This is a genomic window from Arthrobacter sp. NPDC092385 (assembly GCF_044755105.1).
GTDB lineage: Bacteria > Actinomycetota > Actinomycetes > Actinomycetales > Micrococcaceae > Arthrobacter_D.
In genome coordinates this window covers 262,316-285,657 of sequence record NZ_JBIVQL010000004.1, presented here as the reverse complement: position 1 = coordinate 285,657, position 23,342 = coordinate 262,316, and the positions used below count along the sequence as shown (strand labels likewise).

The 23,342-nt window shown below is 70.4% G+C and carries 20 protein-coding genes; 6 read left to right on the top strand and 14 right to left on the bottom strand.

The window, feature by feature from the left end:
- Window positions 1-455: 455 nt before the first annotated feature.
- The 4 genes from tyrS to ACIQCY_RS07675 all read right to left on the bottom strand — a co-directional run bounded on the left by tyrS (window position 456) and on the right by ACIQCY_RS07675 (window position 5,324).
- The gene (gene tyrS, locus ACIQCY_RS07690) at window positions 456-1,778 is read right to left on the bottom strand and encodes a tyrosine--tRNA ligase (protein ID WP_400483301.1); all 1,323 of its coding nucleotides are present in this window, start codon (window positions 1,776-1,778) and stop codon (window positions 456-458) included.
- Between the two features lie 12 nt (window positions 1,779-1,790).
- Window positions 1,791-4,043, bottom strand: coding sequence for a HelD family protein (locus tag ACIQCY_RS07685; protein ID WP_400483300.1), 2,253 nt, complete (start codon window positions 4,041-4,043; stop codon window positions 1,791-1,793).
- A gap of 52 nt (window positions 4,044-4,095) precedes the next feature.
- Window positions 4,096-4,623, bottom strand: coding sequence for an adenine phosphoribosyltransferase (locus tag ACIQCY_RS07680; RefSeq protein WP_400483313.1), 528 nt, complete (start codon window positions 4,621-4,623; stop codon window positions 4,096-4,098).
- Between the two features lie 77 nt (window positions 4,624-4,700).
- Window positions 4,701-5,324 carry a DNA-3-methyladenine glycosylase gene (locus ACIQCY_RS07675; protein WP_400483299.1) on the bottom strand — a complete coding sequence of 208 codons (624 nt, stop codon included), beginning with the start codon at window positions 5,322-5,324 and terminating at the stop codon, window positions 4,701-4,703.
- Window positions 5,325-5,417: 93 nt separating this feature from the next.
- Here ACIQCY_RS07675 and ACIQCY_RS07670 point away from each other — a divergent pair, with 93 nt between their 5' ends.
- Together ACIQCY_RS07670 and ACIQCY_RS07665 are read left to right on the top strand one after the other, a co-directional pair.
- Window positions 5,418-6,965: an AlkA N-terminal domain-containing protein gene (locus ACIQCY_RS07670; protein WP_400483298.1), complete on the top strand. Its 1,548-nt coding sequence runs from the start codon at window positions 5,418-5,420 to the stop codon at window positions 6,963-6,965.
- Window positions 6,966-7,007: 42 nt separating this feature from the next.
- Window positions 7,008-7,553 (top strand): methylated-DNA--[protein]-cysteine S-methyltransferase, encoded by a 546-nt coding sequence (locus ACIQCY_RS07665; protein WP_400483297.1) that lies wholly within the window; start codon window positions 7,008-7,010, stop codon window positions 7,551-7,553.
- A 13-nt stretch (window positions 7,554-7,566) separates the two neighbouring features.
- On the opposite strand, the gene ACIQCY_RS07660 is transcribed toward ACIQCY_RS07665, so the two are convergent.
- Window positions 7,567-9,495 carry an ABC transporter transmembrane domain-containing protein gene (locus ACIQCY_RS07660; protein ID WP_400483296.1) on the bottom strand — a complete coding sequence of 643 codons (1,929 nt, stop codon included), beginning with the start codon at window positions 9,493-9,495 and terminating at the stop codon, window positions 7,567-7,569.
- Between the two features lie 139 nt (window positions 9,496-9,634).
- Between ACIQCY_RS07660 and ACIQCY_RS07655 the strand changes: the two genes are divergently transcribed.
- Window positions 9,635-10,489 carry a class I SAM-dependent methyltransferase gene (locus tag ACIQCY_RS07655; protein WP_400483295.1) on the top strand — a complete coding sequence of 285 codons (855 nt, stop codon included), beginning with the start codon at window positions 9,635-9,637 and terminating at the stop codon, window positions 10,487-10,489.
- A 4-nt stretch (window positions 10,490-10,493) separates the two neighbouring features.
- Here ACIQCY_RS07655 and argH read toward each other — a convergent pair whose 3' ends face one another.
- From argH to argC, 8 genes are all read right to left on the bottom strand, one after another.
- Window positions 10,494-12,035, bottom strand: a complete 1,542-nt coding sequence (gene argH, locus ACIQCY_RS07650; protein ID WP_400483294.1) for an argininosuccinate lyase — start codon at window positions 12,033-12,035, stop codon at window positions 10,494-10,496.
- Window positions 12,035-13,237, bottom strand: coding sequence for an argininosuccinate synthase (locus ACIQCY_RS07645; protein ID WP_400483293.1), 1,203 nt, complete (start codon window positions 13,235-13,237; stop codon window positions 12,035-12,037). Before ACIQCY_RS07645 ends, argH begins: the two co-directional genes overlap by 1 nt.
- 147 nt (window positions 13,238-13,384) lie before the next feature.
- A complete protein-coding gene (locus ACIQCY_RS07640; RefSeq protein ID WP_400483292.1) occupies window positions 13,385-13,924 on the bottom strand; it encodes an arginine repressor in 540 nt (179 codons plus the stop codon).
- Window positions 13,921-14,895, bottom strand: coding sequence for an ornithine carbamoyltransferase (gene argF, locus ACIQCY_RS07635; protein WP_400483291.1), 975 nt, complete (start codon window positions 14,893-14,895; stop codon window positions 13,921-13,923). Before argF ends, ACIQCY_RS07640 begins: the two co-directional genes overlap by 4 nt.
- Window positions 14,892-16,199: an acetylornithine transaminase gene (locus ACIQCY_RS07630; protein ID WP_400483290.1), complete on the bottom strand. Its 1,308-nt coding sequence runs from the start codon at window positions 16,197-16,199 to the stop codon at window positions 14,892-14,894. Before ACIQCY_RS07630 ends, argF begins: the two co-directional genes overlap by 4 nt.
- Entirely contained in the window at window positions 16,196-17,203 is a 1,008-nt protein-coding gene (gene argB / locus ACIQCY_RS07625; RefSeq protein ID WP_400483289.1) for an acetylglutamate kinase, read from the bottom strand. The genes ACIQCY_RS07630 and argB overlap by 4 nt, the downstream gene beginning before the upstream one ends.
- 11 nt (window positions 17,204-17,214) lie before the next feature.
- Window positions 17,215-18,384, bottom strand: coding sequence for a bifunctional glutamate N-acetyltransferase/amino-acid acetyltransferase ArgJ (argJ, locus tag ACIQCY_RS07620; protein WP_400483288.1), 1,170 nt, complete (start codon window positions 18,382-18,384; stop codon window positions 17,215-17,217).
- Window positions 18,381-19,412: an N-acetyl-gamma-glutamyl-phosphate reductase gene (argC, locus tag ACIQCY_RS07615; RefSeq protein WP_400483287.1), complete on the bottom strand. Its 1,032-nt coding sequence runs from the start codon at window positions 19,410-19,412 to the stop codon at window positions 18,381-18,383. The genes argJ and argC overlap by 4 nt, the downstream gene beginning before the upstream one ends.
- A gap of 106 nt (window positions 19,413-19,518) precedes the next feature.
- Between argC and ACIQCY_RS07610 the strand changes: the two genes are divergently transcribed.
- Complete coding sequence (locus tag ACIQCY_RS07610; RefSeq protein ID WP_400483286.1) at window positions 19,519-20,484, top strand: quinone oxidoreductase family protein; 966 nt, start codon at window positions 19,519-19,521, stop codon at window positions 20,482-20,484.
- 75 nt (window positions 20,485-20,559) lie between these two features.
- Here the strand turns inward: ACIQCY_RS07610 and ACIQCY_RS07605 are convergent, their stop codons facing one another.
- Window positions 20,560-22,077 (bottom strand): DUF222 domain-containing protein, encoded by a 1,518-nt coding sequence (locus ACIQCY_RS07605; RefSeq protein ID WP_400483285.1) that lies wholly within the window; start codon window positions 22,075-22,077, stop codon window positions 20,560-20,562.
- Between the two features lie 197 nt (window positions 22,078-22,274).
- Between ACIQCY_RS07605 and ACIQCY_RS07600 the strand changes: the two genes are divergently transcribed.
- A complete protein-coding gene (locus ACIQCY_RS07600) occupies window positions 22,275-22,697 on the top strand; it encodes an NUDIX hydrolase (protein ID WP_400483284.1) in 423 nt (140 codons plus the stop codon).
- A gap of 195 nt (window positions 22,698-22,892) precedes the next feature.
- The gene (locus ACIQCY_RS07595; protein WP_400483283.1) at window positions 22,893-23,282 is read left to right on the top strand and encodes an MmcQ/YjbR family DNA-binding protein; all 390 of its coding nucleotides are present in this window, start codon (window positions 22,893-22,895) and stop codon (window positions 23,280-23,282) included.
- Window positions 23,283-23,342: the final 60 nt, after the last annotated feature.

Below are 23,342 nucleotides of genomic sequence, written 5' to 3'. Positions count from 1 at the left end.
CACCACACGGGGTGCGGCAACCAGCAAATTCAACCAATCAAAAAACAATCGGTATCAACAAACTTGGCACACTATTGAGTTCTCAAACAACAGGAGCTACCGGCACCAAACACAACCAAACCGCTGTGTCCTCGCTCCGAAGCAACTTTACAAGCTTACCCGCTCCAACCCGGCCTTGCAAATCCGCTCCCAGCCGCACCACCAGTCCGAAAACCAGCACCACAACCAACCAACAGACCCACACAACCGACAACGAACCAGAAGCCGATCCCAGCACCATGCACAGCACACGCCAGAACAACTTCAACTTCATCAAGGGGGGTTTGCCACCCTCACCGGGGCAACTCCATAACTATACGACCACCCCACCCCCACCACCAAATCCATACGAACGGCGAAAGCCGGCACCCCTACGGAGGGAGTGCCGGCTTCGAGTCGGAGGGGGGTGCAGGACGTCAGGCGACGTCGACCATTGCGAGGTTGCGCTTGCCGCGGCGTACGAGCAGGTAGCGGCCGTGGAGCAGGTCCTCGTCGCCGACCACATGCTCGGGGTCGGCGACCTTCGTGTTGTTCACATACGCACCGCCTTCTGCCACCGTGCGGCGTGCCGCGGAGTTGCTCGCCGCGAGACCCGAGGCGACCAGGAGTTCGATGATCCCCCGTCGGTCCCTGGGAACGGAGACCGACTCGAGCTCCGCTGTGGCGGCCTGCAGGGTGGCCAGGTCCAGCGACTCCAGGTCCCCCTGCCCGAAGAGGGCGGCCGACGCGGCGATCACCTTCTCCGTCGCGTCCACCCCGTGGACGAGCGAGGTCACGTCGAAGGCCAGCGCACGCTGCGCCGCCCGCTCATGCGGGCGCTCCGCCGTCGCCCTCTCGAGCTCCTCGATCTCCTCCCGGGTGCGAAACGTGAAGATCCGCAGGCGCTCGGCGACGTCGGCGTCGGAGGTGTTGAGCCAGAACTGGAACATCGCGTAGGGGCTCGTCATCGCGGCGTCCAGCCAGATAGCGTTGCCCTCGCTCTTGCCGAACTTCGTGCCGTCGGAGTTGGTGATCAGCGGTGTGCCGATGGCGTGGACACCCTTGCCCTCGACCTTGCGCACCAGATCGGTGCCGCTCGTGAGGTTGCCCCACTGGTCGGAGCCACCGGTCTGCAGGACGCACCCGTACTCGCGGAACAACTGGAGGTAGTCCATGCCCTGCAGGATCTGGTAGCTGAATTCCGTGTAGCTGATGCCCTCGTCGGAGTTCAGCCGCTTGGCGACGGTCTCCTTCTTGATCATCGTGCCGACGCGGAAGAACTTGCCGACGTCGCGCAGGAAGTCGATGACGCTCATCGGACCGGTCCAGTCCAGGTTGTTGACCATGCGGGCAGCGTTGCCTCCCTCGAAGTCGAGGAACTTCTGCACCTGGCCCTGGAGGTAGCCGACCCACTCGGCGACGGTCTCCTTGGTGTTCATGGTCCGCTCCGCCGTCGGTCGCGGATCTCCCACGAGGCCCGTGGACCCGCCGACGAGGCCGAGCGGCCGGTGCCCGGCGAGCTGGAGCCGGCGCATGGTCAGGAGCTGGACGAGGTTGCCCAGGTGCAGGCTCGGCGCCGTGGGATCGAACCCGCAGTAGAACGTGATGGACGGACCTGCCAGCAGTTCCCTCAGCTCACCCTCGTCGGTGGACACATAGACCAGCCCGCGCCACACCAGCTCGTCGTAGATGCTCGAGAACGAAGGATCGTTGCGCTGGCCTGCGAGGCCACTGACGGGGATATCTGTTTGCTGGGACACCCCTCCAAATTATCAGTCGGCGATACCAGCCGGAATTCTGCCGGTCGAGATGACGCGGAGGCGCTGTGTGGGACGCGTCATCGCGACGTAGAGGTCACCCACCCGGGCCGTCGCGGAATCGAGCATCTCCTGTGGCTCGAGGATGACGACGCCGTCGAACTCCAGTCCCTTGGACTCACGCGGGCTGATCACCACGATGTCCTGGGCGGGGCCGCCCGCGCCGGTGCCGATGCGGTCTCCGTAGACGGGCGCCAACGCTGCGCGGACCGCCGGAAGGAGGTCTTCGGGAGCGATGACGGCGAGCAGTCCGCCGTCGATCGCCGACAGTTCCTCGGGCAGGGCGTTCACCAGCGCCGGCACGAGCTCCTGCACGGTGTCCAGGATCGGCGGGAAACGACCCTCCCGCACGGCCTTCGGCGCGGAGACCACGAGACCCGCCGCATTGGCCATCCGCACGGCGGCCTCGGCGATCTGGGAGGGCGTGCGGTAGTTGACCGTCAGTTCCTCCAGCTGCCAGCGCTCCCCCACGAACGGCTCGAGCGCCTGCTGCCAGGACCGGGACCCCGCCGCCGAACTCGTCTGGGCGATATCACCGACGATGGTGAAGGACTTCACCGGGCAGCGGCGCATCAGCAGGCGCCACTGCATCGGGGACAGTTCCTGGGCCTCGTCCACCACCACGTGCCCGTAGGCCCACGTGCGGTCGCCGGACGCACGCTCGGCGGCCGTCAGGCGGGTCGCGGAAACGGCGTTGTGCTGCGCGAGGTCCTCCGCCGTGAGCACGCCGTCCACCCCGGCGTCCTCGAGCGAGGCGTTGACGTTCTCCAGGGCGCGCTCGGCATTGGCGAGATCGCGCTTCTGTTCCTGGTCACGCGCTGCACTGTCGCGGCCGGCGGATGCATCGAGCTCCCCCAGCAGTTCGGCGGCCTCGTCGAGCAGGGGCACGTCGGCCTCGGTCCACGGGGCGTGGGCCGGCCTGGCGAGTGCGGCCAGCTCGTCCTCGGCCAGGGTGGGAGCAGCGGCGCGCAGCAGTTCGGGACGCGCGAACAGCTCCGACACCAGCTTCTGCGGCGTGAGGGGCATCCAGGCGAGATTGAGGGCGATCCGCACGTCGCGTGCACTGCGGACGTCCTCGGCGAGGTACGAGCGGTCGGCGTTGTTCCCGCCGCCCGAGGACTCCTCGAGCTTGTCCAGCAGCTGCTCGGTGAGCTCGCGGAGCAGGATCTTGACGAAGGTGACGCGGGCCTCGTTGTGGGGCTTGCCGGTGGCGCGGGCGCGTTCGCGGGCACGGGCGACCTGCCGGGGCGTCAGGGTGAGCATCGTCCCCTCGACGTTGAGGCGCTTGTTCTCCGCCGGGACCCGCTCACGGTTGGCGACGGCATTCCTCAGGATCTGCACCATGTCGAGCGAGCCCTTGACCGCGGCGGCCTTCTCGTCGCCCTCCTGGACGGTCTGGATGCCGGGCATCAGCGTGCCGATGCCCGCCATGACCACGCCGGTCTCCCCGAGGGACGGGAGGACTCGCTCGATGTACTTCATGAAGGCATCCGTGGGTCCGACCAGCAGCACGCCCGCGGACTTCAGGCGGTCGCGGTAGGTATAGAGGAGGTAGGCGGCGCGGTGGAGCGCCACCGCGGTCTTGCCGGTACCGGGACCGCCCTGGACGACGGTCACCCCGGGCAGCGGTGCCCGGATGATGCGGTCCTGCTCGGCCTGGATGGTCCCCACGATGTCGGACATCTGGCCGGTGCGCCGGGTGTTGAGGGCCGCGAGCAGCGCGCCCTCGCCCTGCAGCGAGTCGTCGTCGCCGAGCAGGCCCGCGTCGAGGACGTCGTCCTCGATCGCGACGACGTCGCGCCGGGAGAGGATCAGGTGGCGGCGGCGGCGGACGCCCATGCGCTCGAAGGCCGTGGCCTGGTAGAAGGTGCCCGCCTCGGGTGCCCGCCAGTCGACCATGAGCTGCCGGAGCTCGTCGTCGGAGAGGCCGATCCGGCCGATGTACCGCTTGTCGCCGTCGTCCAGGTCGAGGCGCCCGAACACGAGGCGGTCGTCGACGGCGTTCAGCTGGGCCAGGCGGTCCTCGTACATGGTCGCGAAGGCGTCCCGCTCCGACCTGTTCTGGTGCGATCCGGCTGCCTGGGTACGCCGTACCTCTGCGAGCTGCTGGGCCTTCTCGGCGCGGAGTTCGTCGAGGCGGGAGTACAGGCCGTCGACGTAGTCGCGCTCGTGTTCCAGCTCGGCGTTGGCCTGCGACGTCTCGTGCATCGGAGAGTTCCTTCCATGAAAGGCGGACCGTCAAGTCTAGCGCGACGGGAAGCTACACGATCTGCAGCGCGTGGACCGGCCGACCGGCCAGCCTGTCACGTCCGCCGAGGTCACCGAGTTCGAGGACCACCCCGCAACCGGCGACGGCCGCTCCTGCCCTTTCGAGCAACGCACATGCCGCGACGAGTGTTCCGCCGGTGGCGAGGACGTCGTCGAGCACCAGCACGCGGGCCCCGGCGGGCAGATCGGACTGGTGGATCTCGAGCGCCGCCTGGCCGTACTCCAGGTCGTACGACTCCCGATACACGGCACGGGGCAGCTTGCCCGCCTTCCGCACGGTGACGACGCCGGTGCCCGTCGCGTAGGCGACGGCGGCGGCAAGGACGAAGCCGCGGGCCTCGACTCCGGCCACGGCGTCGAAGGATCCGGCGAAGGGCTCCGTGACGGCGTCGACCACGGCCCGGAAGGCGGAGGCGTCGGAGAAGACGGGGGTGAGGTCACGGAACATGATGCCGGGTGACGGGAAATCGGGGACGACGGCGCACAGGCGGTCGATCGCTTCGCCCGCCCGGGCCGAGATCTCGGATGGTCCTGCTCCTGCGCCCGGTGTATTGCCGGCGTTCGCTCCGCTGATTCTCACGGATCAACCTTACGGGCTCAGCGCGGCTTCCCCGGACGGTACCGGGACACCGTGGGGTCCTGCGGGAGCCAGAAACGCCAGGGGTATTGCTCGCTCCCGGCGATACCGCTCACGCCGACCCTGGGCCCCCGCGCGACGACCTCCGGCGGGCTGTCCGGGAGGACCAGCCCGAACGGGTCCGCGAGGGCATCGGCGCCGTCGAACCGGCGGTCCAGGCCGAGGGCCTGGGCCAGCCGGGCCGGGCCCCGGGCCAGATCGAGATCGGAGGCCGGATGGGAGCGCCGCTCCCGCGCACGCTCGACGCCCTCGACGATCTCGCCCGCCCGCAGGAGCAGGCCGGTGGCCCACCCGTCCGTGCCGCAGACGATGTTGGCGCAGTAGTGCATCCCGTAGGTGAAGTAGACGTAGAGGTGCCCGGGGGGCCCGAACATCGTGGCGTTACGGGCGGTCTTCCCGCGGAACGCGTGGGACCCGGGATCGTCCGGGCCGAGGTAGGCCTCGACCTCGGAGATCCGCACCGTGACGTCCCCGTCCCCGTGGCGGTGCGTCAGGTGCGCGCCGAGGAGCAGGGGCGCGACGTCGAGGGCGCTCCCACCCAACCTCGCGCGAAGGTCCTCGTCGATCCCGGGCTGTTCGTCCACCCGTCGACCGTAGCAAAGGCCGCGGCCACTCCTCCCCACAGCCATGTCCGAAACCCGCCAGTTCCTCGTCCGGCAGGGTGGCAGGATTGCGGCATGGACTTCTGGCAGCAGTACCGGGCGATCGATGCCCGCGACGTGCGCTTCGACGGGCAGTTCGTGACTGCCGTCTCCAGCACGGGGATCTACTGCCGGCCGTCCTGCCCGGCCCGCACGCCCAAGCCGTCCAACGTCACCTTCTACCGCACGTCCGCCGCCGCGCACGAGGCAGGCTACCGTGCCTGCAGGCGGTGCCTGCCGGAGGCCGTCCCCGGGGATCCGGGATGGAACCTGCGCAGCGATGCCGCGGCCCGGGCGATGCGGCTCATCGCGGACGGCGAGGTGGACCGGGCCGGCGTCGCGGGCCTCGCCGCGCGCCTCGGGTACTCACCCCGGCACCTCAACCGGATCCTCCGGGAGGAACTGGGCGCCGGCGCACTCGCGCTCGCGCGCGCCCAGCGCGCCCAGACCGCCCGGACCCTGCTGACCGCCTCGACGCTTCGGCTCGCCGATGTGGCGTTCGCGGCCGGTTTCGGAAGCATCCGGCAGTTCAACGACACCGTCCAACAGGTCTTCGACCTCACTCCCCGGCAGGTTCGCGAGGCTGCCCGGCAGCCGCGTGATGCCGCCGGCGGCACCGTCGATACCGGTGCGATCGCCGGCGGCACCGTCAGGATCTCGCTGGCCCTGCCCGTGCGGGCTCCCTACGACAACGGGATCTTCGCCTTCCTGGCAGCGCGATCCGTGGACGGCATCGAACGAGGGACCGCTTCCAGCTACGAGCGGCTCGTCGACCTGCCGGCCGGACCCGCCTGGTTCGAAGCCGCCGCCGTCGAACCGCGCGGCGACGGACAGGCCGCCCTGCCGGTCTCGGTGTCCGTGTCCGGGCTGGGCGACCTCCCCGCACTCCTCGGCCGTATCCGCCGCCTGTTCGACCTCGATGCCGATCCCGTCGCCATCGATGCCGCCCTGTCACGCGACGCGTCCTTCGCCGACCTCGTGGCGTCCTCGCCCGGCATGCGTCTGCCCGGTTCGGTGGATCCCCATGAGACCCTCGTCCGCGCGATCGTCGGCCAGCAGGTATCGGTCGCTGCGGCGACCCGTTCACTGAACCACCTCGCCGGGGCCGGCAGCCCGGTGCACGCTCCCGGTAGCGGCCTGACCCGGCTGTTCCCCACGGCGCAGGAACTCTCGGAGGCGCCCGATCCCCTGCTCCGCGGACCGCGCCGTCGCAGTGACGCGCTGCGCGCCGCGGTGCGGGCGCTCGTGTCCGGCACCCTCGGGGTCGGCGTCGGTTCGGACGCGGGCGCGCTCCGGTCGGAGCTGCTCCGGCTCGACGGCGTCGGACCATGGACGGCGGACTACGTGGTCATGCGCGTGCTCGGCCACCCCGACATCCAGCTCCCCTCCGACGCCGCCGTCCGCACCGGCTGGTCCCGGCTCGCCGAGCGGGCCGGCGCGCCTCTGCGCGATCCGGGCAGACCGCTCGACGACGCGATGGCCGGCGTCAGCCCGTGGCGCTCCTACGCGACGATGCACCTCTGGAGGACGGCGAGCGCCCCGACCGGGCAGAGAGGCGGGAGGCCCCTCGATGTCCTCGCCTGACGCAGCCACGTACCCTGGTCCCACCCACCGAACGGAATCCCCATGACCACCGCACCCGCCCTCTCCCCAGCCCTGCGGGGCGCGACCACCACCACCGTCGACACACCGGACGGTCCTTTCACCGTCATCGAGGCGGAGGGTGCCGTGCTCTCGTCGGGCTGGACCGCTCTCGCCTCCGAACTGACCGGGCAGATCCATCCGAGCATCAGGTCGGCGGTCTTCGACCCGGCGGCCTCCTCCGTGCAGCCCATCCTCGACGCCGTGGCCCGCTACTACGACGGCGACTTCGGCGCCGTCCGGACCGTGCCGGTGCGCCAGGTGTCCGGCCCTTTCCGGGCCCGCGCGTGGGATGTCCTGCGCACGGTGGAGCCAGGGGCGCCGGTCACCTACCTGCAGTACGCGGAGCGGGCGGGCAACCCGACCGCCGTCCGCGCCGCCGCCGGAGCATGCGCGAGGAACGCCGCCGCCCTCTTCGTCCCGTGCCACAGGATCATCAGGACCGATGGCTCCCTGGGCGGCTTCCGCTGGGGCCTGCCGGTGAAGCAGCGACTCCTCGACCGGGAGGCCGGGCTGCCCGTTCCCGCCTGACGCGGGCCCGCGGTCAGGCGTGGGCCACCAGGCGCTGGCGGGCTGCCATGTCGCGGTAGAGCTCACTGCTCTCCAGGAGTTCCTCGTGCGTCCCGACGGCGGCGACCCTCCCCTGGTCGAGCACCACGATCTGGTCGAAGTCCGCCACCGTCGAAAGGCGGTGGGCGACCACGACGACGGTGCGGTCGCGTGATGCCTCCCCCAGTGTCTGCTGCAGGAGCTGCTCCGTCCGGGAGTCGACGGCGGAGGTCGGCTCGTCCATCAGCAGCACGGGACGGTCGGCGAGGATGACGCGCGCCCAGGCCAGGCGCTGCCTCTGGCCGCCGGAGAGGCGGATGCCGTCCTCCCCGAGGTCGAGGTCCAGGCCGTCGTCGGATCTGTCGCCGAGGGCGTCGAGTCCGACGGCGGCCAGGACGCGCCGGAGCTGGTCGTCCGTCGCGCCGGGAGCAGCCAGCCTCAGGTTGTCGGCGAGGGTGCCGCTGAGGACCGGGGCCTCCTGCTCCACGAGACCGATGCGGGACCGGAGGACGGACCGCGGTATGCGGGGCAGCGGGACGCCGTCGACGCTGATGCTGCCGCTGGTCGGCTCGTAGAACCGCTCGAGCAGGGCCAGCACGGTGGATTTCCCGGCGCCCGACGGGCCGACGAGGGCCGTCCTGCTGCCCGCGGGGACAGTGAAGCTGACACCCTCGAGGACGAGCCGGCCGACGCCGTCGGGCACGGCCGGCTCCGCCGGCGACTCTGGTGACTCCGGCTCCGCCGGCGACTTCGGGGACTCCGGTGACCACCGCGGATCCTGCTGGTCCCGCGTAACGGCCGATGCCTCAGCCCCTCCGGTGGGCGACGCCGCTGCCTCGTCCGCCACGGCGTAGCGGAAACTCACGTCGCGCAGTTCGATGGTGCCGCTCCCGGAGGAGGAGGCAGGTTGGGGGTGGCCAGTCCCGGCGTCGGATCCGGCGGGGTCCCCTTCGTCACGCCGCTCCGGCTCGAGCCGGGCGATCTCCTGGATGCGGTCCAGCGCGGCGAGTCCCGACTGGATCTGCACGAACGCGCTCATCGCCGACCCGATCGGCATCACGAGCAGGAAGAGGTAGAGGATGAAGGCGATGAGGTCGCCGAGCCGGAGCTCCCCCGCTGCGACGCGGATGCCGCCGACGGCCAGGACCACGATGAACGCGCCCTGGATGCAGATGGACATGATGGGCTGGACCGCCGCCTGGAGCCTGGCCATGGCGATGCCGGCGTGGAAGGCCTTCGTCGCCTCCTTGTCGATGACCGCCGCTTCGCGCTCCTCCGCGACCGACGCCTTGATGGTCCGGATGCCCGAGAGCCCGCGCTCCACCGCGGCGGTCATCGACCCGACGGCGTCCTGCACGTCCCGGCTGCGCGTGCGGATCAGTCGTCCGAGGAACAGGACACCGCCGGCACCCAGGAGGACGGCGGACAGCGTGATGGCGAACAGCAGCGGATCGATCAGGACCATCAGGACGACGGCGGCGCAGAACATCAGGATCGACGACACGATCTCGAAGAGTCCCGACGTGATCACGCTGCGCATCAGGGTCGTATCGGACCCGACGCGGGACATGAGGTCCCCGACGCGCCTCCGGTCGAACTCGCGGATGGGCAGCGCGAGCAGTTGCCCCACCAGCGAGCGGCGGACGCCGAGGACCACCGACTCCGCCGTCCGCTGGAGGAGGTAGGACTGGGCCGCCCCGAAGACGGCGCCGCCCAGGGTGATCGCCACGAGGAACCAGACGAAGAGCGTGGCGGGCTCGCCGGCCGACACGGCGTTGACGAGTTGCTGGACCAGAAGCGGCTGGGCGATCGACAGGCCGGTCGACACGAGGGACACGACGGCGACGAGGAGGAGGACGCGCACGTGTCCCCTGAGGTAGGGGAAGAACTCCCGGAGCGTGGCGCGCTGCGCGGTGGGCTGCATGCACACACACTGCGCCGGGCTCCACGGCCTGTCAAAGCACTTCGCGGCGGGCGTAGCGGGTCGTCGCGGCCTGGACCGGGAGCGCGCCCTGCGTGGGCAAGGGGTGTCTCCGGACGGATCGGCGCTGTAGGGTGACCGCGTGATCGTCCCGGACATCTCCCAGAACGCAGTGGCGGTCGCCGACCACTACGACGAGCTCGATCCGGTCTATCGCCGGGTGTGGGGCGAGCACGTGCATCACGGGCTGTGGGTGACGGGGCACGAGACGCCCACCGAAGCCGTCGAGGCGCTCGTCGACACGGTCGGCGACCGGCTGGACCTCATGGCCGGCGAGGCGTGCGTCGACATCGGCTGCGGCTACGGCTCCACCGCACGGCGGCTCGCCGAGACACGCGGGGGCCGCGTCACCGGCGTCACGCTGTCCGCCCAGCAGGCCGACTACGCCGCCGCCCGGCCGTCACCCGACGTAAACATCCAGCTCCGCGACTGGCTCGACAACGGACTGTCCGACGGCTCGGCCACCGCCGCCTGGGCGATCGAGTCCAGCGAGCACATGGTCGACAAGTCCAGGTTCTTCGCCGAGGCGCACCGCGTGCTGGCACCCGGCGGCCGCCTGGTGATCTGCGCGTGGCTCGCCGAAACCGGCGCCGGCAGGTGGAAGGTCCGTCACCTGCTGGAGCCGATCTGCCGTGAAGGGCGCCTGCCCTCGATGGGCACGCGCGAGGAGTACGAGGCGATGGCACGAGCGGCGGGCTTCGCGATAACGGGCTACGAGGACGTCAGCCGCCGTGTCGCGCGGACCTGGACGATCTGCGCCCGCCGCGTCGTGAAGGCCCTGCTCGTCGATCGCGAGACCCGTCGCCTCGCGATCGACGGACGCAATCGCGTCTTCCTCCTGAGCATCCCCCGCCTGATCCTGGCCTACCGCACCGGCGCGATGCGCTACGGGATCTTCACGCTGTCGAAGGCCAGGGAGGACGGGGTCCCGGGGTGACGTGTCAGGCGGCGCCGTACGCCCCGACGCCGTCGAGCTCGGCGCACAGGGCCGCGAGCTGCCGCCGGACGGCGGCCGGAGCGGTGCCTCCCTGGGCGTCGCGGCTGGCCAGGGAGCCTTCGACCGTCAGGACCTCGCGGACGGCGGGAGTCAGGTGCGCGGAGATCCCCGCGAACTCATCATCCGTCAGGTCCCACAGTTCCACGCCGCGCTGCTCGGCGATCCGGACAGCTGCGCCCGACAGTTCGTGCGCCTCCCGGAAGGGCACGCCCTGCCGGACGAGCCATTCGGCGATGTCCGTCGCCAGCGCGAATCCGAGGGGAGCCAGGGCCGCCATGCGCTCGGTGTTGAAGACGAGCGTGGCGATCATGCCGGAGACCGCGGGCAGCAGGACCTCGAGGGTGTCGACGGCGTCGAACACGGGCTCCTTGTCCTCCTGCAGGTCCCGGTTGTACGCCAGCGGCAGCCCCTTCAGCGTCGCCAGCAGACCCGTCAGGTCGCCGATCAACCGGCCGGCCTTGCCGCGCGCCAGTTCCGCCACGTCCGGGTTCTTCTTCTGCGGCATGATCGAGGAGCCGGTGGAGAAGGCGTCGTCGAGCGTGACGAAGGAGAACTCCTTCGTGGCCCAGATGATGATCTCCTCGCTCACGCGGGACAGGTCCACGCCGATCATCGCCGCGACCCACGCGAACTCCGCGTAGACGTCCCGCGAGGCGGTGCCGTCGATGGAGTTGTGCGTCGCGGAGAAGAACCCGAGGTCCGCCGCGACCGCCTCGGGATCCAGGCCCAGCGACGATCCCGCGAGAGCACCGGACCCGTAGGGCGAGACGCCGGCGCGCCGGTCCCAGTCCTGCAGCCGCTGCACGTCGCGCAGCAGCGCCCACGCGTGGGCCAGCAGGTGGTGGCTCAGCAGGACCGGCTGGGCGTGCTGCAGGTGCGTGCGCCCGGGCATCGGCACCTCGAGGTTCTCCTCCGCCTGGTCGACGAGGGCCCCGATGGTCGCGAGGACGCCGCGGGCGATGACTCGGGCGTGGTCCCGCAGGTACATGCGGCCGAGCGTGGCGACCTGGTCGTTGCGGGACCGGCCGGCACGCAGCTTGCCGCCGAGGGCGGGGCCCGCGCGCTCGATCAGGCCGCGCTCCAGGGAGCCGTGCACGTCCTCGTCGCTGTCCGCCGGCACATACGCACCCGACCGCACATCGGCGTCGAGGCGGTCCAGCGCGTCGATCATGCCGGCCAGCTCGGCGTCGTCGAGCAGTCCCGCCCGGTTGAGCACGCGCGCATGGGCACGAGACCCCTCGATGTCGTACGTCGCGAGCCGCCAGTCGAAGTGCGTCGACTTGCTCAGGGCCGCGAGGGCATCGGCGGGACCGCCGGCGAACCGGCCGCCCCACAGCGACCCCTCGTTCGTCCCCGGGCGCCCCCCGACCTCGCTCCGCTCGGCCGGGGACCCCTGCGCTCGTGGGCCCACCGGGCGCCCCCCGACCTCGCTCCGCTCAGCCGGGGACCCCTGCGCTCGTGGGCCGCCGTCGTGCTGTGGGACCATCAGGCGCCTGCCCGCTGGTCCCGGCTCGACGCCACCTTGGAGGACAGGCCGAAGATCTCGATGAACCCGCGGGCCATCGACTGGTCGAAGGTGTCGCCCGAATCGTAGGTCGCGAGGTTGAAGTCGTAGAGCGCGACGTCGGAGCGGCGCCCCGTCACGGTCGCACGCCCGCCGTGGAGGTCCATGCGGATGTCGCCGGTGACGTACTTCTGCGTGTCGTCCACGAAGGTGTCGAGCGAGCGCTTCAGCGGGGAGAACCACTGGCCGTCGTACACCAGCTCGGTCCAGCGCTGGTCCACGGTCTTCTTGAAGCGGGCCTGCTCGCGCTCGATGGTGACGTTCTCGAGTTCGCGGTGCGCGGCGATGAGGGCCATCGCACCGGGCGCCTCGTAGATCTCACGGCTCTTGATGCCGACGAGCCGGTCTTCGACGATGTCGATACGGCCGATGCCCTGGGCACCGGCGCGGCGGTTGAGCTCCTCGATGGCCTGCAGCGGGGTGACGGCGTTGCCGTCGATCGCCACGGGGATGCCCTCCCGGAAGGAGATGGTCACCTCGTCCGAAGCCGGCGGGAACTCGGGAGAGGCCGTGTAGTCGTAGACGTCCTTGGTCGGTCCGTTCCAGATGTCCTCGAGGAAGCCGGTCTCGACGGCGCGGCCCCAGACGTTCTGGTCGATGGAGAACGGGTTCTTCTTCGTGGTCTCGATCGGCAGGCCCTTCTCCTCCGCGAAGGCGATGGCCTTGTCACGCGTGAGCGCGAGGTCGCGGACGGGCGCGATGCACTTCAGGTCCGGGCCGAGGGTCTGGATGCCGACCTCGAAGCGCACCTGGTCGTTGCCCTTGCCGGTGCAGCCGTGCGAGACGGTCGTGGCGCCGAATTCCCGCGCGGCGGCGACGAGGTGCTTGACGATGACGGGACGCGACAGCGCCGAGACCAGCGGGTAGGCGTCCATGTACAGGGCGTTCGCCTTCAGCGCGGGCATGCAGTACTCGGTCGCGAACTCCTCGCGGGCGTCCGCGACGTAGGCCTCCACGGCACCGCAGCCGAGGGCACGCTGGCGGATGGTCTCGAGTGATTCGCCGCCCTGTCCGACGTCGACGGCCACGGCGATCACCTCGGCCCCGGTGGCTTCGGCGATCCAGCCGATGGCGACGGAGGTGTCGAGTCCGCCGGAGTAGGCGAGGACGATGCGTTCGGTCACGGGAAATGCTCCTTCGATTGTCCGGGCGGGCGCCCGTTTGTCAGCTGTTCGTTGGGTCCGGACGTGGAGTCCGGGAGGTGAAGCCTGTGCGTGCGGACGGAGGGTGCGCGGTCGACCCGCGCCCATGCCAGCGTAGCGGCGCGGGAGTCAGGACTGCTCGGCGGTCCCCTGTGTCTCCTGCGCGAAGCCGAGGAACCGTTCGGCGACGGCCGCGCCGCCGTCGGGCTCGCGGCTGACGAGCATCACGGTGTCGTCCCCCGCGATGGTGCCGAGGATGGACGGCATCACCGAGTGGTCGATGGCCAGGGCAAGGAAGTTCGCCGCTCCGGGCGGGGTGCGCAGGATCACGATGTTGCCCGAGGATTCCGCCGTCACCAAGAGCTCATTGCACAGCTTGGCGAGCCGTGCGTCGAGGATCTCCTGGGAGACGCCGCTCCGCGCGTGGCGGCCGCCGCCCTCTACGGGGACGGCGTAGACGAGGGCGCCGTCGGCTCCCCGGACGCGTACGACGCCGAGTTCCACGAGGTCCCGGGACAGCGTCCCCTGGTTCACCTGTACGCCGTCCGCGGCGAGGAGTGCCGCGAGTTCGACCTGCGAGCGCACGGACTGCGCTGTCAGCAGGTCCGTGATGCGGGCGTGCCGAGCGGTCTTCGTGGTGGGCCGGACGGGATCCCGCTGCACGGTCATGAGACGCGCTCCGCCCGGTGTGGTCCGGCCGGGGAGGCCGACCGTGCGACGAGCCAGGTCATGAGCGCTTTCTGCGCGTGCAGCCGGTTCTCCGCCTCGTCCCAGACGAGGGACTGCGGTCCGTCGATGACCTCGGCGGCGATCTCGTAGCCGCGGTATGCGGGCAGGCAGTGGAGGACGACGGCGTCGGGAGCGGCCTGCGCCATGGCGGCGGCGTCGACGGCGTACGGGCGGAAGAGGTCCTGCCGCGCGGCCTTCTCCTCCTCCTGGCCCATCGACACCCAGGTGTCGGTGGCGACGACGTCGGCACCGGCCAGCGCGACGGCGGCGTCCGTGGTCACGAGGACGGACCCGCCGGTCTCGGCCGCACGCGCCTCGGCGGCCGCTACGACGGCCGGATCAGGGAGGTAGCCCTCCGGTCCGGCGATCCGCACGTGCATCCCCGCCGTCACGCCGGCGAGGAGGTAGGAGTTGGCCATGTTGTTGGCGCTGTCCCCGAGGTAGGTCATCGTCAGGCCGGCGAGCCTCCCCTTGTGCTCGCGGATGGTGAGCAGGTCCGCCAGCAGCTGGCACGGGTGGTAGTCGTCGGAGAGGGCGTTGATGACGGGGACGCTCGACGCCGCGGCCATCTCCTCGAGGCCCGCCTGGGCGTAGGTGCGCCAGACGATCGTGGCGACCATGCGCTCGAGGACCTTCGCGGTGTCGGTGATGGACTCCTTGTGCCCGAGCTGGGAGTCCCCCGCGCCGATGATCAGCGGTACGCCGCCGAGATCGGCGATGCCGGCGGCGAAGGACACCCTGGTGCGCGTCGAGGTCTTGTCGAAGATCACGGCGACCGTCCTGCGGCCCGCGCCGTCACCGGCGAAGGGGGCATGGGAGTAGGGCTTCGCCTTGAGCTCGGCGGCGAGGTCGAGCACCTCGGCCTGTTCGGCGGGCGAGAGGTCGGTGTCGACGAGGAAGTGGCGCGTCATGCTGTTGCCTCCCGGGCGGTGGTGAGGGCGGTGCTGAGGATAGAGGGCAGGGCGTCGAGGAAGGTCGCGGCCTGCTCGTGGGTGAGGATGAGCGGTGGTGCCAGCCGGATGGTCGCCGGACCGGTCGCATTGATGATGAAGCCCGCCGCGAGGGCCGCCTGCACCGCCGCCGGCGCGTACTCGCCGTCGAGGTCGAAGCCGATCAGCAGGCCCTCCCCGCGCACCGTGGCGACGCCGTCGACGGCGGCGAGACCCGACCGCAGGAAGGCGCCGACACCGGTCACGTGCTGCAGGGCGCCCGAGGCTTCCAGCGCGTGCAGCGTCGCGAGCCCGGCCGCCGTCGCCACCGGGTTCCCGCCGAAGGTGGTGCCGTGCTGGCCCGCGCCGAGAAGGCTGGACACGTCCTCCCCGAAGGTGATGAGCGCACCGATCGGGAAGCCTCCCCCGAGGCCCTTCGCGAGCGTCATGGCGTCCGGGAGCACGCCGTCGACCGCCTGGTGCGCGAACCAGCGGCCCGTCCGCGCGATGCCCGACTGGACCTCGTCGAGGATGAGCAGGGCACCGTGCCGGCGCGTCAGCTCCCGCGCGGCCCGCAGGTACTCCGGCGAGAGCGGCCGCACGCCCGCCTCCCCCTGGATCGGCTCGAGGACCAGCGCGGCCACGGAATCGTCCATGGCGCTGCGGAGCGCCTCGATGTCGTCGAAGGGCACGTGCTCGACGCCGGCCAGGAGCGGTTCGAAGGGCTCCCGGTAGGCCTTCTTCGCGGTGAGGGCGAGAGCGCCCATGGTGCGTCCGTGGAAGGCGCCGTCGAGGGCGAGGATGCGCTGCCGCTCGGGCGAGCTGTTGCGGCGCGCGAGCTTGACGGCGGCCTCGATGGCTTCGGTGCCGGAGTTGGTGAAGAACACGCGGGACCCGGTGGGGGCCTGCGCGAGGGCGAGCAGCTTCTCCGCGAGCGCCACCTGCGTGGGGCTCGTGAAGAAGTTGGAGATGTGGCCGAGGGTGGCGAGCTGGCTCGCGATGACGGAGGTGACGAAGGGGTGCGCGTGGCCGAGGGCGTTGACGGCGATCCCGCCGAGGAGGTCGAGGTACTGCGTGCCGTCCGCGTCCCACACGTAGCAGCCGGAGCCGCGGACGAGCACGCGCTGCGGCGTCCCGAAGACACCCATCAGCGCCCCGTTGTAGCGCGCGAGCCAGGCCGCTCCGGAATCCCCGCCCGTCAGGAGCTCCACCGCACCGTCCCCCACCGCGGATCCGGTGGGCTCGGCGGCATGGCGGCCCGTGGTGGCCGTACCGGTCTCGTTCATGCCCGTGCTCCTGGACTGTCGGGGTGCGTTGCGGTGGTTGCTGTTGCTGGTGCTGCTGCCGCGGTGTCATCCGGCACCACCTGCGTGCCGATGCCCGCGGTGGTGAAGGTCTCCAGCAGCATCGAGTGGGCCAGGCGCCCGTCGACGATGTGGGCGCGTTCGACACCGGCCTCGACGGCCTGCAGGCAGGCCGCCATCTTGGGGATCATGCCGGACTCGAGGCCGGGCAGCAGCTCGCGGAGCTGTGCCACCGAGAGGGAGGAGATCAGGGACGAGCGGTCCGGCCAGGAGGCGTACAGGCCCTCGACATCGGTGAGGATCACGAGCTTCGAGGCACCGAGGGCGGCCGCCAGCGCGGCGGCCGCGGAATCGGCGTTGACGTTGAGCACCTGCTGCGTCGCCTCGCCGTCGGCATCGTACTCCGGGGCGACGGTGGAGATCACGGGGATGCGCCCCGCCTGCAGGATGTCCAGGATGGCTCCCGGATGTACCGCCGTCACCTCGCCGACGAGGCCGAGGTCCACCTGCTCGCCGTCGACCACGGTGCCGGTGCGGACGGCGCGGAGGAGCCCGCCGTCCTCGCCGGAGAGCCCGACGGCGTAGGGGCCGTGCGAGTTGATGAGGCCCACGAGCTCGCGGCCCACCTGCCCGGTGAGGACCATCCGGACCACGTCCATGGCCTCGGGGGTCGTCACGCGGAGGCCGCCCTTGAACTCGGACGCGATGCCCAGCTTCTCCAGCATCGCGTTGATCTGCGGGCCGCCGCCGTGCACCACCACGGGACGGATGCCGACGTGGTGCAGGAAGACGATGTCCTCCGCGAAGGCCCGGCGCATGTTCTCGTCCACCATGGCGTTGCCGCCGTACTTGATGACCATCGTGGTGCCCGCGAACCGCTGGATCCAGGGCAGGGCCTCCATGAGGGTGGCGGCCTTGTCCTGGGCCCTGAGGGTGGAGGCCGAGGGCGTCGCTGCGCCGGTCCTGTTGGGTGTCGTATCAGCCATGGCGTCTCCCGTCAGCTCGAGTAGGCGGAGTTCTCGTGCACGTACTCGTGCGTGAGGTCGTTGGTCCAGATGGTGGCGGCGGCCGCACCGGCGGCGAGGTCGATCTCCACCGTGATGTCGCGCCCTGTCAGGTCCACGAGGTCGCGGGGCTCCCCGATGCCCCCGTTCCGGCAGATCTGCACGCCGTTCATCGAGACGTTCAGCTCATCGGGCTCGAACACGGCGTCCGTGGTCCCGACGGCGGCGAGCACCCGGCCCCAGTTCGGGTCGTTGCCGAAGATGGCGGTCTTGAAGAGGTTGGACCGGGCGACGGCGCGGCTGACCACCTCGGCGTCCCGCTCCGAGGCCGCGTTGACGGTCCGGACCGCGATGGTGTGGCTGGCGCCCTCGGCGTCGGAGATGAGCTGCGCCGCGAGGTCGAGGCAGACGTTCGTCAGGGCCTCGGTGAACTGCGCCTGGTCGGGAGCCATGCCCGCCGCGCCGGAGGCGAGCAGCACCACGGTGTCGTTGGTCGACATGCAGCCATCCGCGTCGGTGCGGTCGAAGCTGACGCGGGTCGCTTCGCGCAGGGCGGCATCGAGCGCAGCCGGATCCAGTGCGGCGTCCGTGGTCAGGACCACGAGCATCGTGGCGAGTCCCGGTGCGAGCATGCCCGCGCCCTTGGCCATGCCGCCGATCGCGTAGCCTTCGCTCGCAGAGTCGGCGGTCGCCGGGTAGCGGGCCTCCTTGGGCACCGTGTCCGTGGTCATGATCGCCTCGGCCGCGGTGGGGCCGCCTCCCCTGCCGAGGGACCCGGCCGCGTCGGCCACCCCCGCGAGGAGCTCGTCCATGGGGAGCTGCTCGCCGATCAGGCCCGTGGAACAGACGAAGACGTCGGTGGCGGAGACGCCGAGGAGGTCGGCGGTGACCTCGGCGGTCCGGTGCGTGTTCTGGAATCCCTCGGGACCGGTGCAGGCATTGGCCCCGCCCGAGTTCAGGACGACGGCGTCCACCCGTCCGTCAGAGACGACCTGGCGGGACCAGAGCACGGGGGCGGCAGCCACTCGGTTGGATGTGAAGACGGCGGCTGCGTTGTGCAGCGGGCCGTCATTGGCGACGAGCGCGACGTCGGGCTTCCCCGTGCTCTTGAGGCCGGCGGCGACGCCCGCGGCACGGAACCCGCCCGGATAGGTGATACTCACGGTGCGATCCCCTGGATGGTCAGGCCCGCGGTCTCGTCGAGTCCGAGGGCGATGTTCATGGACTGCACGGCTCCGCCGGCGGTCCCCTTGGTGAGGTTGTCGATCACGCTGCTGACGATCACGCGGCCCGCGTGGTCGTCGAAGGCGAGCTGGAGATTCGCGTAGTTGGAACCGAGGACGGATTTCGTAGTGGGCCACTGGCCCTCGGGCAGCACTCGGACGAAGGGCTCCTGTGCGTAGGCCGACTCCCAGGCCTCCCGCAGCCGGGCGTAGCCCACACCGGGCCGCACCTTCGCGGTCGCGGTCGTCAGGATGCCGCGCGCCATCGGAGCGAGGGTCGGGGTGAAGGAGAGGGAGACGCGCTCGCCGGCGGCGAGGCTCAGACCCTGCTCCATCTCGGGCGTGTGGCGATGTCCGCCTCCGACGCCGTAGGGGCTCATGCCGCCCATGACCTCGGAGCCGATGAGGTTGGTCCTGGCGGCCTTGCCCGCGCCGGATGTGCCGGACGCGGACACGATGACGACGTCGTCGGGCTCGAGGAGTCCTGCGGCGAAGCCGGGCGTGAGCGCCAGGAGCACGCTGGTGGGATAGCAGCCCGGGACGGCGATGCGCCGCGCCCCTGCCAGGTCCGCCCGGTTCCCCGGCAGTTCCGGCAGGCCGTAGGGCCAGGTGCCCGCGTGCGCCGAGCCGTAGAACTTCTCCCACGCGGCCGGGTCCTGCAGGCGGTGGTCGGCGCCCGCGTCGATCACGAGCGTGTCCGGTGACAACTGCGCGGCGACCTCCGCGCTGGCGCCGTGCGGGAGGGCGAGGAAGACGACGTCGTGTCCCGCGAGCACCTCGGGCGATGTCTCCTGCAGCACACGGTCTGCCAGCGAGTGGAGGTGCGGCTGCAGCTCGCCGAGCCGCGCACCGGCGTTGCTGTGGGCCGTGATCGCGCCGACCTCGACGTCGGGATGGTTGGCGAGGAGGCGCAGGAGCTCTCCTCCGGCATAGCCGCTGGCGCCGGATACTGCTGCGGTGAACGTCATGCGAGAAGCCTACAGCAAAGGTATGCGTAGCAACACATAGTTATGCATAGCCGTGCCCGTCGCGGCCGGAATAGCATGAGGGCACGCCACCGAAAGGACCAGCATCATGCCTTCAGCCATCGTCGTCTCCGAACCGGGCGGTCCGGACGTCCTCATCCTTGCGGCCGTCGACCGCCCCGACCCCGGGCCGGGCCAGCTGCTGGTGAAGGTCGCGGCGGCCGGGGTCAACTTCATCGAGACCTACCAGCGCAGCGGTGCGTATGCCGTCGAGCTCCCGTTCACGCCGGGCGCCGAGGCGGCCGGGACGGTGGAGGCCCTGGGCGAGGGAGTCGCCGACTTCGCACCCGGGGACCGGGTGGCGTTCGCGGAGGGCAGGGGCACCTACGGCGAGTTCGCGCTCGTCGACGCGGACAGGGCGCTCCCGGTACCCGAGGGGGTGGACCTCGAGACCGCCGCCGCGCTCCCCCTGCAGGGCATGACCGCCCACTACCTCATCAACTCGACCTTCCCCGTGCGGTCCGGACACGCCGTCCTCGTGCACGCCGGCGCCGGCGGCGTGGGACTGCTGCTCATCCAGTTGCTCAAGGCCAAGGGCGCCCGCGTGATCACGACGGTCTCGACGCCCGAGAAGGAGGAGCTCGCGCGCGGCGCCGGGGCCGACGAAGTCCTGCGCTACGAGGGCTTCGCCGACGCCGTCCGCACCCTCACCGAGGGAACCGGGGTGGACGCGGTGTTCGACGGCGTCGGCCGGGAGACGTTCGAGGGGTCGCTGCGCTCGCTGCGGATCCGCGGCACCCTCGTGCTCTACGGCGCGGCGTCCGGCCCCGTGCCGCCCTTCGACCTGCAGCGGCTCAACGCCGGCGGATCGCTCTTCGTCACGCGGCCCACGCTCGCGCACTACCTGCTCTCCCCCGAGGAACGGCGCTGGCGGTCGGAGGAGCTCTTCGGCGCCGTCGCTGCAGGCCAGCTGGACGTGCGCATCGGTGCCCGGTACGCGCTCGCTGACGCGGCCCGCGCTCACGAAGATCTGCAGGCGCGCCGGACCACAGGCAAGGTGCTGCTCATTCCCTGAGGCCTTCGCGTGGACAGGCTGGTGGCGGTTCGTGCAGTCGTCTGCACCGGCAGGCCACGTCGGTCTGCCGGAAGGTCAGGCGTAGAGCAGTTCCGCCCGTCGGCTCCGTCGCGCGGAGGAGTATGTCGGAGTGCCCTCATCGTCCGGCGAGTGGTCCGGCCCCTGGTCAGGCACTTCGGGCGGGCGTGCCGGGCAGGCGCGCCTCTCGGCCTCCAGCTCGTGACCCTTCCCGCGCGGTCCGCTGCCGGGCAGGGGTGGCGCCGTGGAGCGGTAGGTGTGGCCGGTGGGCGTGCTGATCGCGAGGGCGTGCCTTCCTCCGGATCCGGCATCTGAAGCTGACCCGCTGCGGAGTGGTGCCGTCGTTTTCCAGCCGGGGAGTTCCTTGGTGTGGTTGCACGCCTCACACAGCCCCGCCCCGTTGGCGAGGGTGGTGGGCCCGTGGGTGTGCCAGGGGATGATGTGGTCGTAGTGGCGGATCGGGGCGTCGCAGTATGGGGCGCGGCACACGTGGTCGCGGGCCTGGATGAACCGGCGCTGCCCGTTGGTGAACAGACGCGCCCGGGACTCGGCGGCGATCAGCTCGCCGGTTCCGGGGGCGGTGTAAAGGCGTCGGAGCCAGACCTCGCAGGCTTGAGCTGATGCTTCTCCCGTGCTGAGGAGGTCTCTGGCCCAGCCTGCGGGGACGATACCGTAGCCGGGCAGGCGGGCCGGCTCGCTGTCGCCCTGGAACAAGGTGCGGTCGGTCATGATCAGCTGCACCTCGACCCGGGAGAACCCACCCGGGGTGCCCGTGGTCCGCTCCACCAGGGCGTCGGCCATCAACTGGCCCCGGCTCCGGGGATCACCCTTGGCGCGCTCCGCGTCCGCGTGCCGGGTCAACTCCGCGTGCACCGCCACCCCGTGCGCGACCGGGAGCAGGGCGGTCAGGTAGGTCATGGTGTCCGGGGCGGGACGCAGACTCACGCGCCGGTCCGCCACCGCACGGCTCGCCCGCTCGGTCACGCTGCGCGGATCCCGCCGATACGCCGCCGCCCGCGCCGCGGCAACCAGTACCCGATCTCCGGCGCCGTCGAATGTGCCCGTATCAGCTGTCAGGTCCTCATCGACCGCGCACCGGTCCGCCGCAGACAGGCACGCCGTCTCCCGGACCAGCAGGGTCGCCCGCCACTCATTCAGAAGACCCGCGTCCAGGGCGTTCAGGGTGTGCGGCATTTCCGTCACCAACGCCCGAGCCAACCCGAGCAGCCTGCCACCCCGCGCCGGGGACTCACGGCGGGCCAGGGCGATCTGCGCGGCCACCCCACGACCCCGCTCCGCGCCCGGGACACCAGCCGCCGCCTGCGACCGGCGCTCGGTCAGATCGAAGGCCACCTCGGCCCTGGCCTGACGGCCGGCGATCGCGGACTTCAGGTCCTCCAGGGCACGCACCTCATCGATCAGCTCCGAACCGTCCGACGGGAGGGCAAGGGAGGCCATCGCGTCGATCAGGTCCCGCACCCGCGTGGCAGGGACAGTCGCAGGTGGGACAGCATCCGGCCCTGCAGCACCACCGCTCTCGATGATGTCGAGTGGAGCATTCCGGCTGCTGTCCATACCGAATTCTCTCAACCGCCACCGACATTTCGAGGGCCGCTTCGAGCGGCTGTCCGGGGGCCCCATCACGGCGACAGCGTCTTGTCCACCGATCCGGTGGGGAACCGCTCTCTGGGCAACGCCCGCATGAGGATCGGGCGGGCACCGCGTCTTAGGAACACTCCAGCCGGCTAGGACCGTCCTCCTAAACTGGTCGCATGAGTAGCACTGGAACCCCAGAGGGATGCCAAATCATTCTGGTGAACAACGCCCGCGCAGTGCTGCTGCAATTGCGGGACGAAGAACCGAGCATCCCGTTCCCGGGCATGTGGGCCATCCCCGGCGGAATGCTCGAACCCGGAGAGACAGCGCGAGCCTGCATCGAACGCGAGGTGCACGAAGAACTAGGCGTTACTCTGCCGGTCGATTCGATTCGGTTCCTCGGAAGAAGACAAAGATCCTATGGAATCGAGAACACCTTCACCGCCGTCCTCGAGGCAGACCCACGGAAGCTTGTCCTGACCGAAGGCCAACGCGTTGACTGGTTTCTCGAGCATCAGACAGCACGGATGCAGTTGGCCTACGAGGACAACGCGGTCCTCGAAGCCTTCTTTGTCACCCATGCAGGAATCGACCCTTAGCGTGCGGATTTCTGGGAGCGCAAGCAGGATCGGCTTAGGATCAGCATCTTTCTGACAGGATCAGCGAATAGACGCTCCGTCAACTGCTCGCCCTTGGGCAATCATCGACCAGGATAACCGGCACACCGAGAACGTTCACACCGCAGGCAAACTGGTCGTCGCACCATGGCTACTCGAAGGAACCCCACGATCACCATGCAAGGGAAGAAACTGCAACAGCGGGCTGCCGAACGGGTGCGTGAACTTCCAGGCGCCGAACTCACCCACCCGTTCGGAGCTGACTGGGACGTCTACAAGGTGCGTGGAAAAGTATTCATGCTGCACACCGAAGTCGCCGCTGAACCAGTTGTCATCCTGAAAGCGGCCCCAGATGACGCGCGCCTACTCCGTGAGGCCTACGATGCCATCACGCCCGGTTACCACATGAACAAAAAGCACTGGATCACCCTCAACCCGAGCGGTGGGCTGGAAGCTGACCTCGTCGAGGACCTGGTGACCGAGTCATACCTCCTCGTCCTCGAAAAACTGCCCAAGAATCAACGACCCGTCGACCCAGCCACCTTCGGTCAACGCTCAGCTCTCTGATTGCATCGAGCCGGACACCCTCACGTCGCTAGCGGTAAGCGATGTGCCGGTGGAAGATCG

Bases quoted from the DNA above. Each gene is read 5' to 3' on its own strand.
- ACIQCY_RS07600 (WP_400483284.1), top strand. From the start codon at position 22,275: ATGAGTAGCACTGGAACCCCAGAGGGATGCCAAATCATTCTGGTGAAC.
- ACIQCY_RS07595 (WP_400483283.1), top strand. From the start codon at position 22,893: ATGCAAGGGAAGAAACTGCAACAGCGGGCTGCCGAACGGGTGCGTGAA.
- argH (WP_400483294.1), bottom strand. From the start codon at position 12,035: ATGGTCCCACAGCACGACGGCGGCCCACGAGCGCAGGGGTCCCCGGCT.
- argC (WP_400483287.1), bottom strand. From the start codon at position 19,412: ATGACGTTCACCGCAGCAGTATCCGGCGCCAGCGGCTATGCCGGAGGA.
- ACIQCY_RS07665 (WP_400483297.1), top strand. From the start codon at position 7,008: ATGACCACCGCACCCGCCCTCTCCCCAGCCCTGCGGGGCGCGACCACC.
- ACIQCY_RS07630 (WP_400483290.1), bottom strand. From the start codon at position 16,199: ATGAACGAGACCGGTACGGCCACCACGGGCCGCCATGCCGCCGAGCCC.
- ACIQCY_RS07685 (WP_400483300.1), bottom strand. From the start codon at position 4,043: ATGCACGAGACGTCGCAGGCCAACGCCGAGCTGGAACACGAGCGCGAC.
- ACIQCY_RS07605 (WP_400483285.1), bottom strand. From the start codon at position 22,077: ATGGACAGCAGCCGGAATGCTCCACTCGACATCATCGAGAGCGGTGGT.
- ACIQCY_RS07640 (WP_400483292.1), bottom strand. From the start codon at position 13,924: ATGACCGTGCAGCGGGATCCCGTCCGGCCCACCACGAAGACCGCTCGG.
- argB (WP_400483289.1), bottom strand. From the start codon at position 17,203: ATGGCTGATACGACACCCAACAGGACCGGCGCAGCGACGCCCTCGGCC.
- ACIQCY_RS07660 (WP_400483296.1), bottom strand. From the start codon at position 9,495: ATGCAGCCCACCGCGCAGCGCGCCACGCTCCGGGAGTTCTTCCCCTAC.
- ACIQCY_RS07670 (WP_400483298.1), top strand. From the start codon at position 5,418: ATGGACTTCTGGCAGCAGTACCGGGCGATCGATGCCCGCGACGTGCGC.
- ACIQCY_RS07610 (WP_400483286.1), top strand. From the start codon at position 19,519: ATGCCTTCAGCCATCGTCGTCTCCGAACCGGGCGGTCCGGACGTCCTC.
- argF (WP_400483291.1), bottom strand. From the start codon at position 14,895: ATGACGCGCCACTTCCTCGTCGACACCGACCTCTCGCCCGCCGAACAG.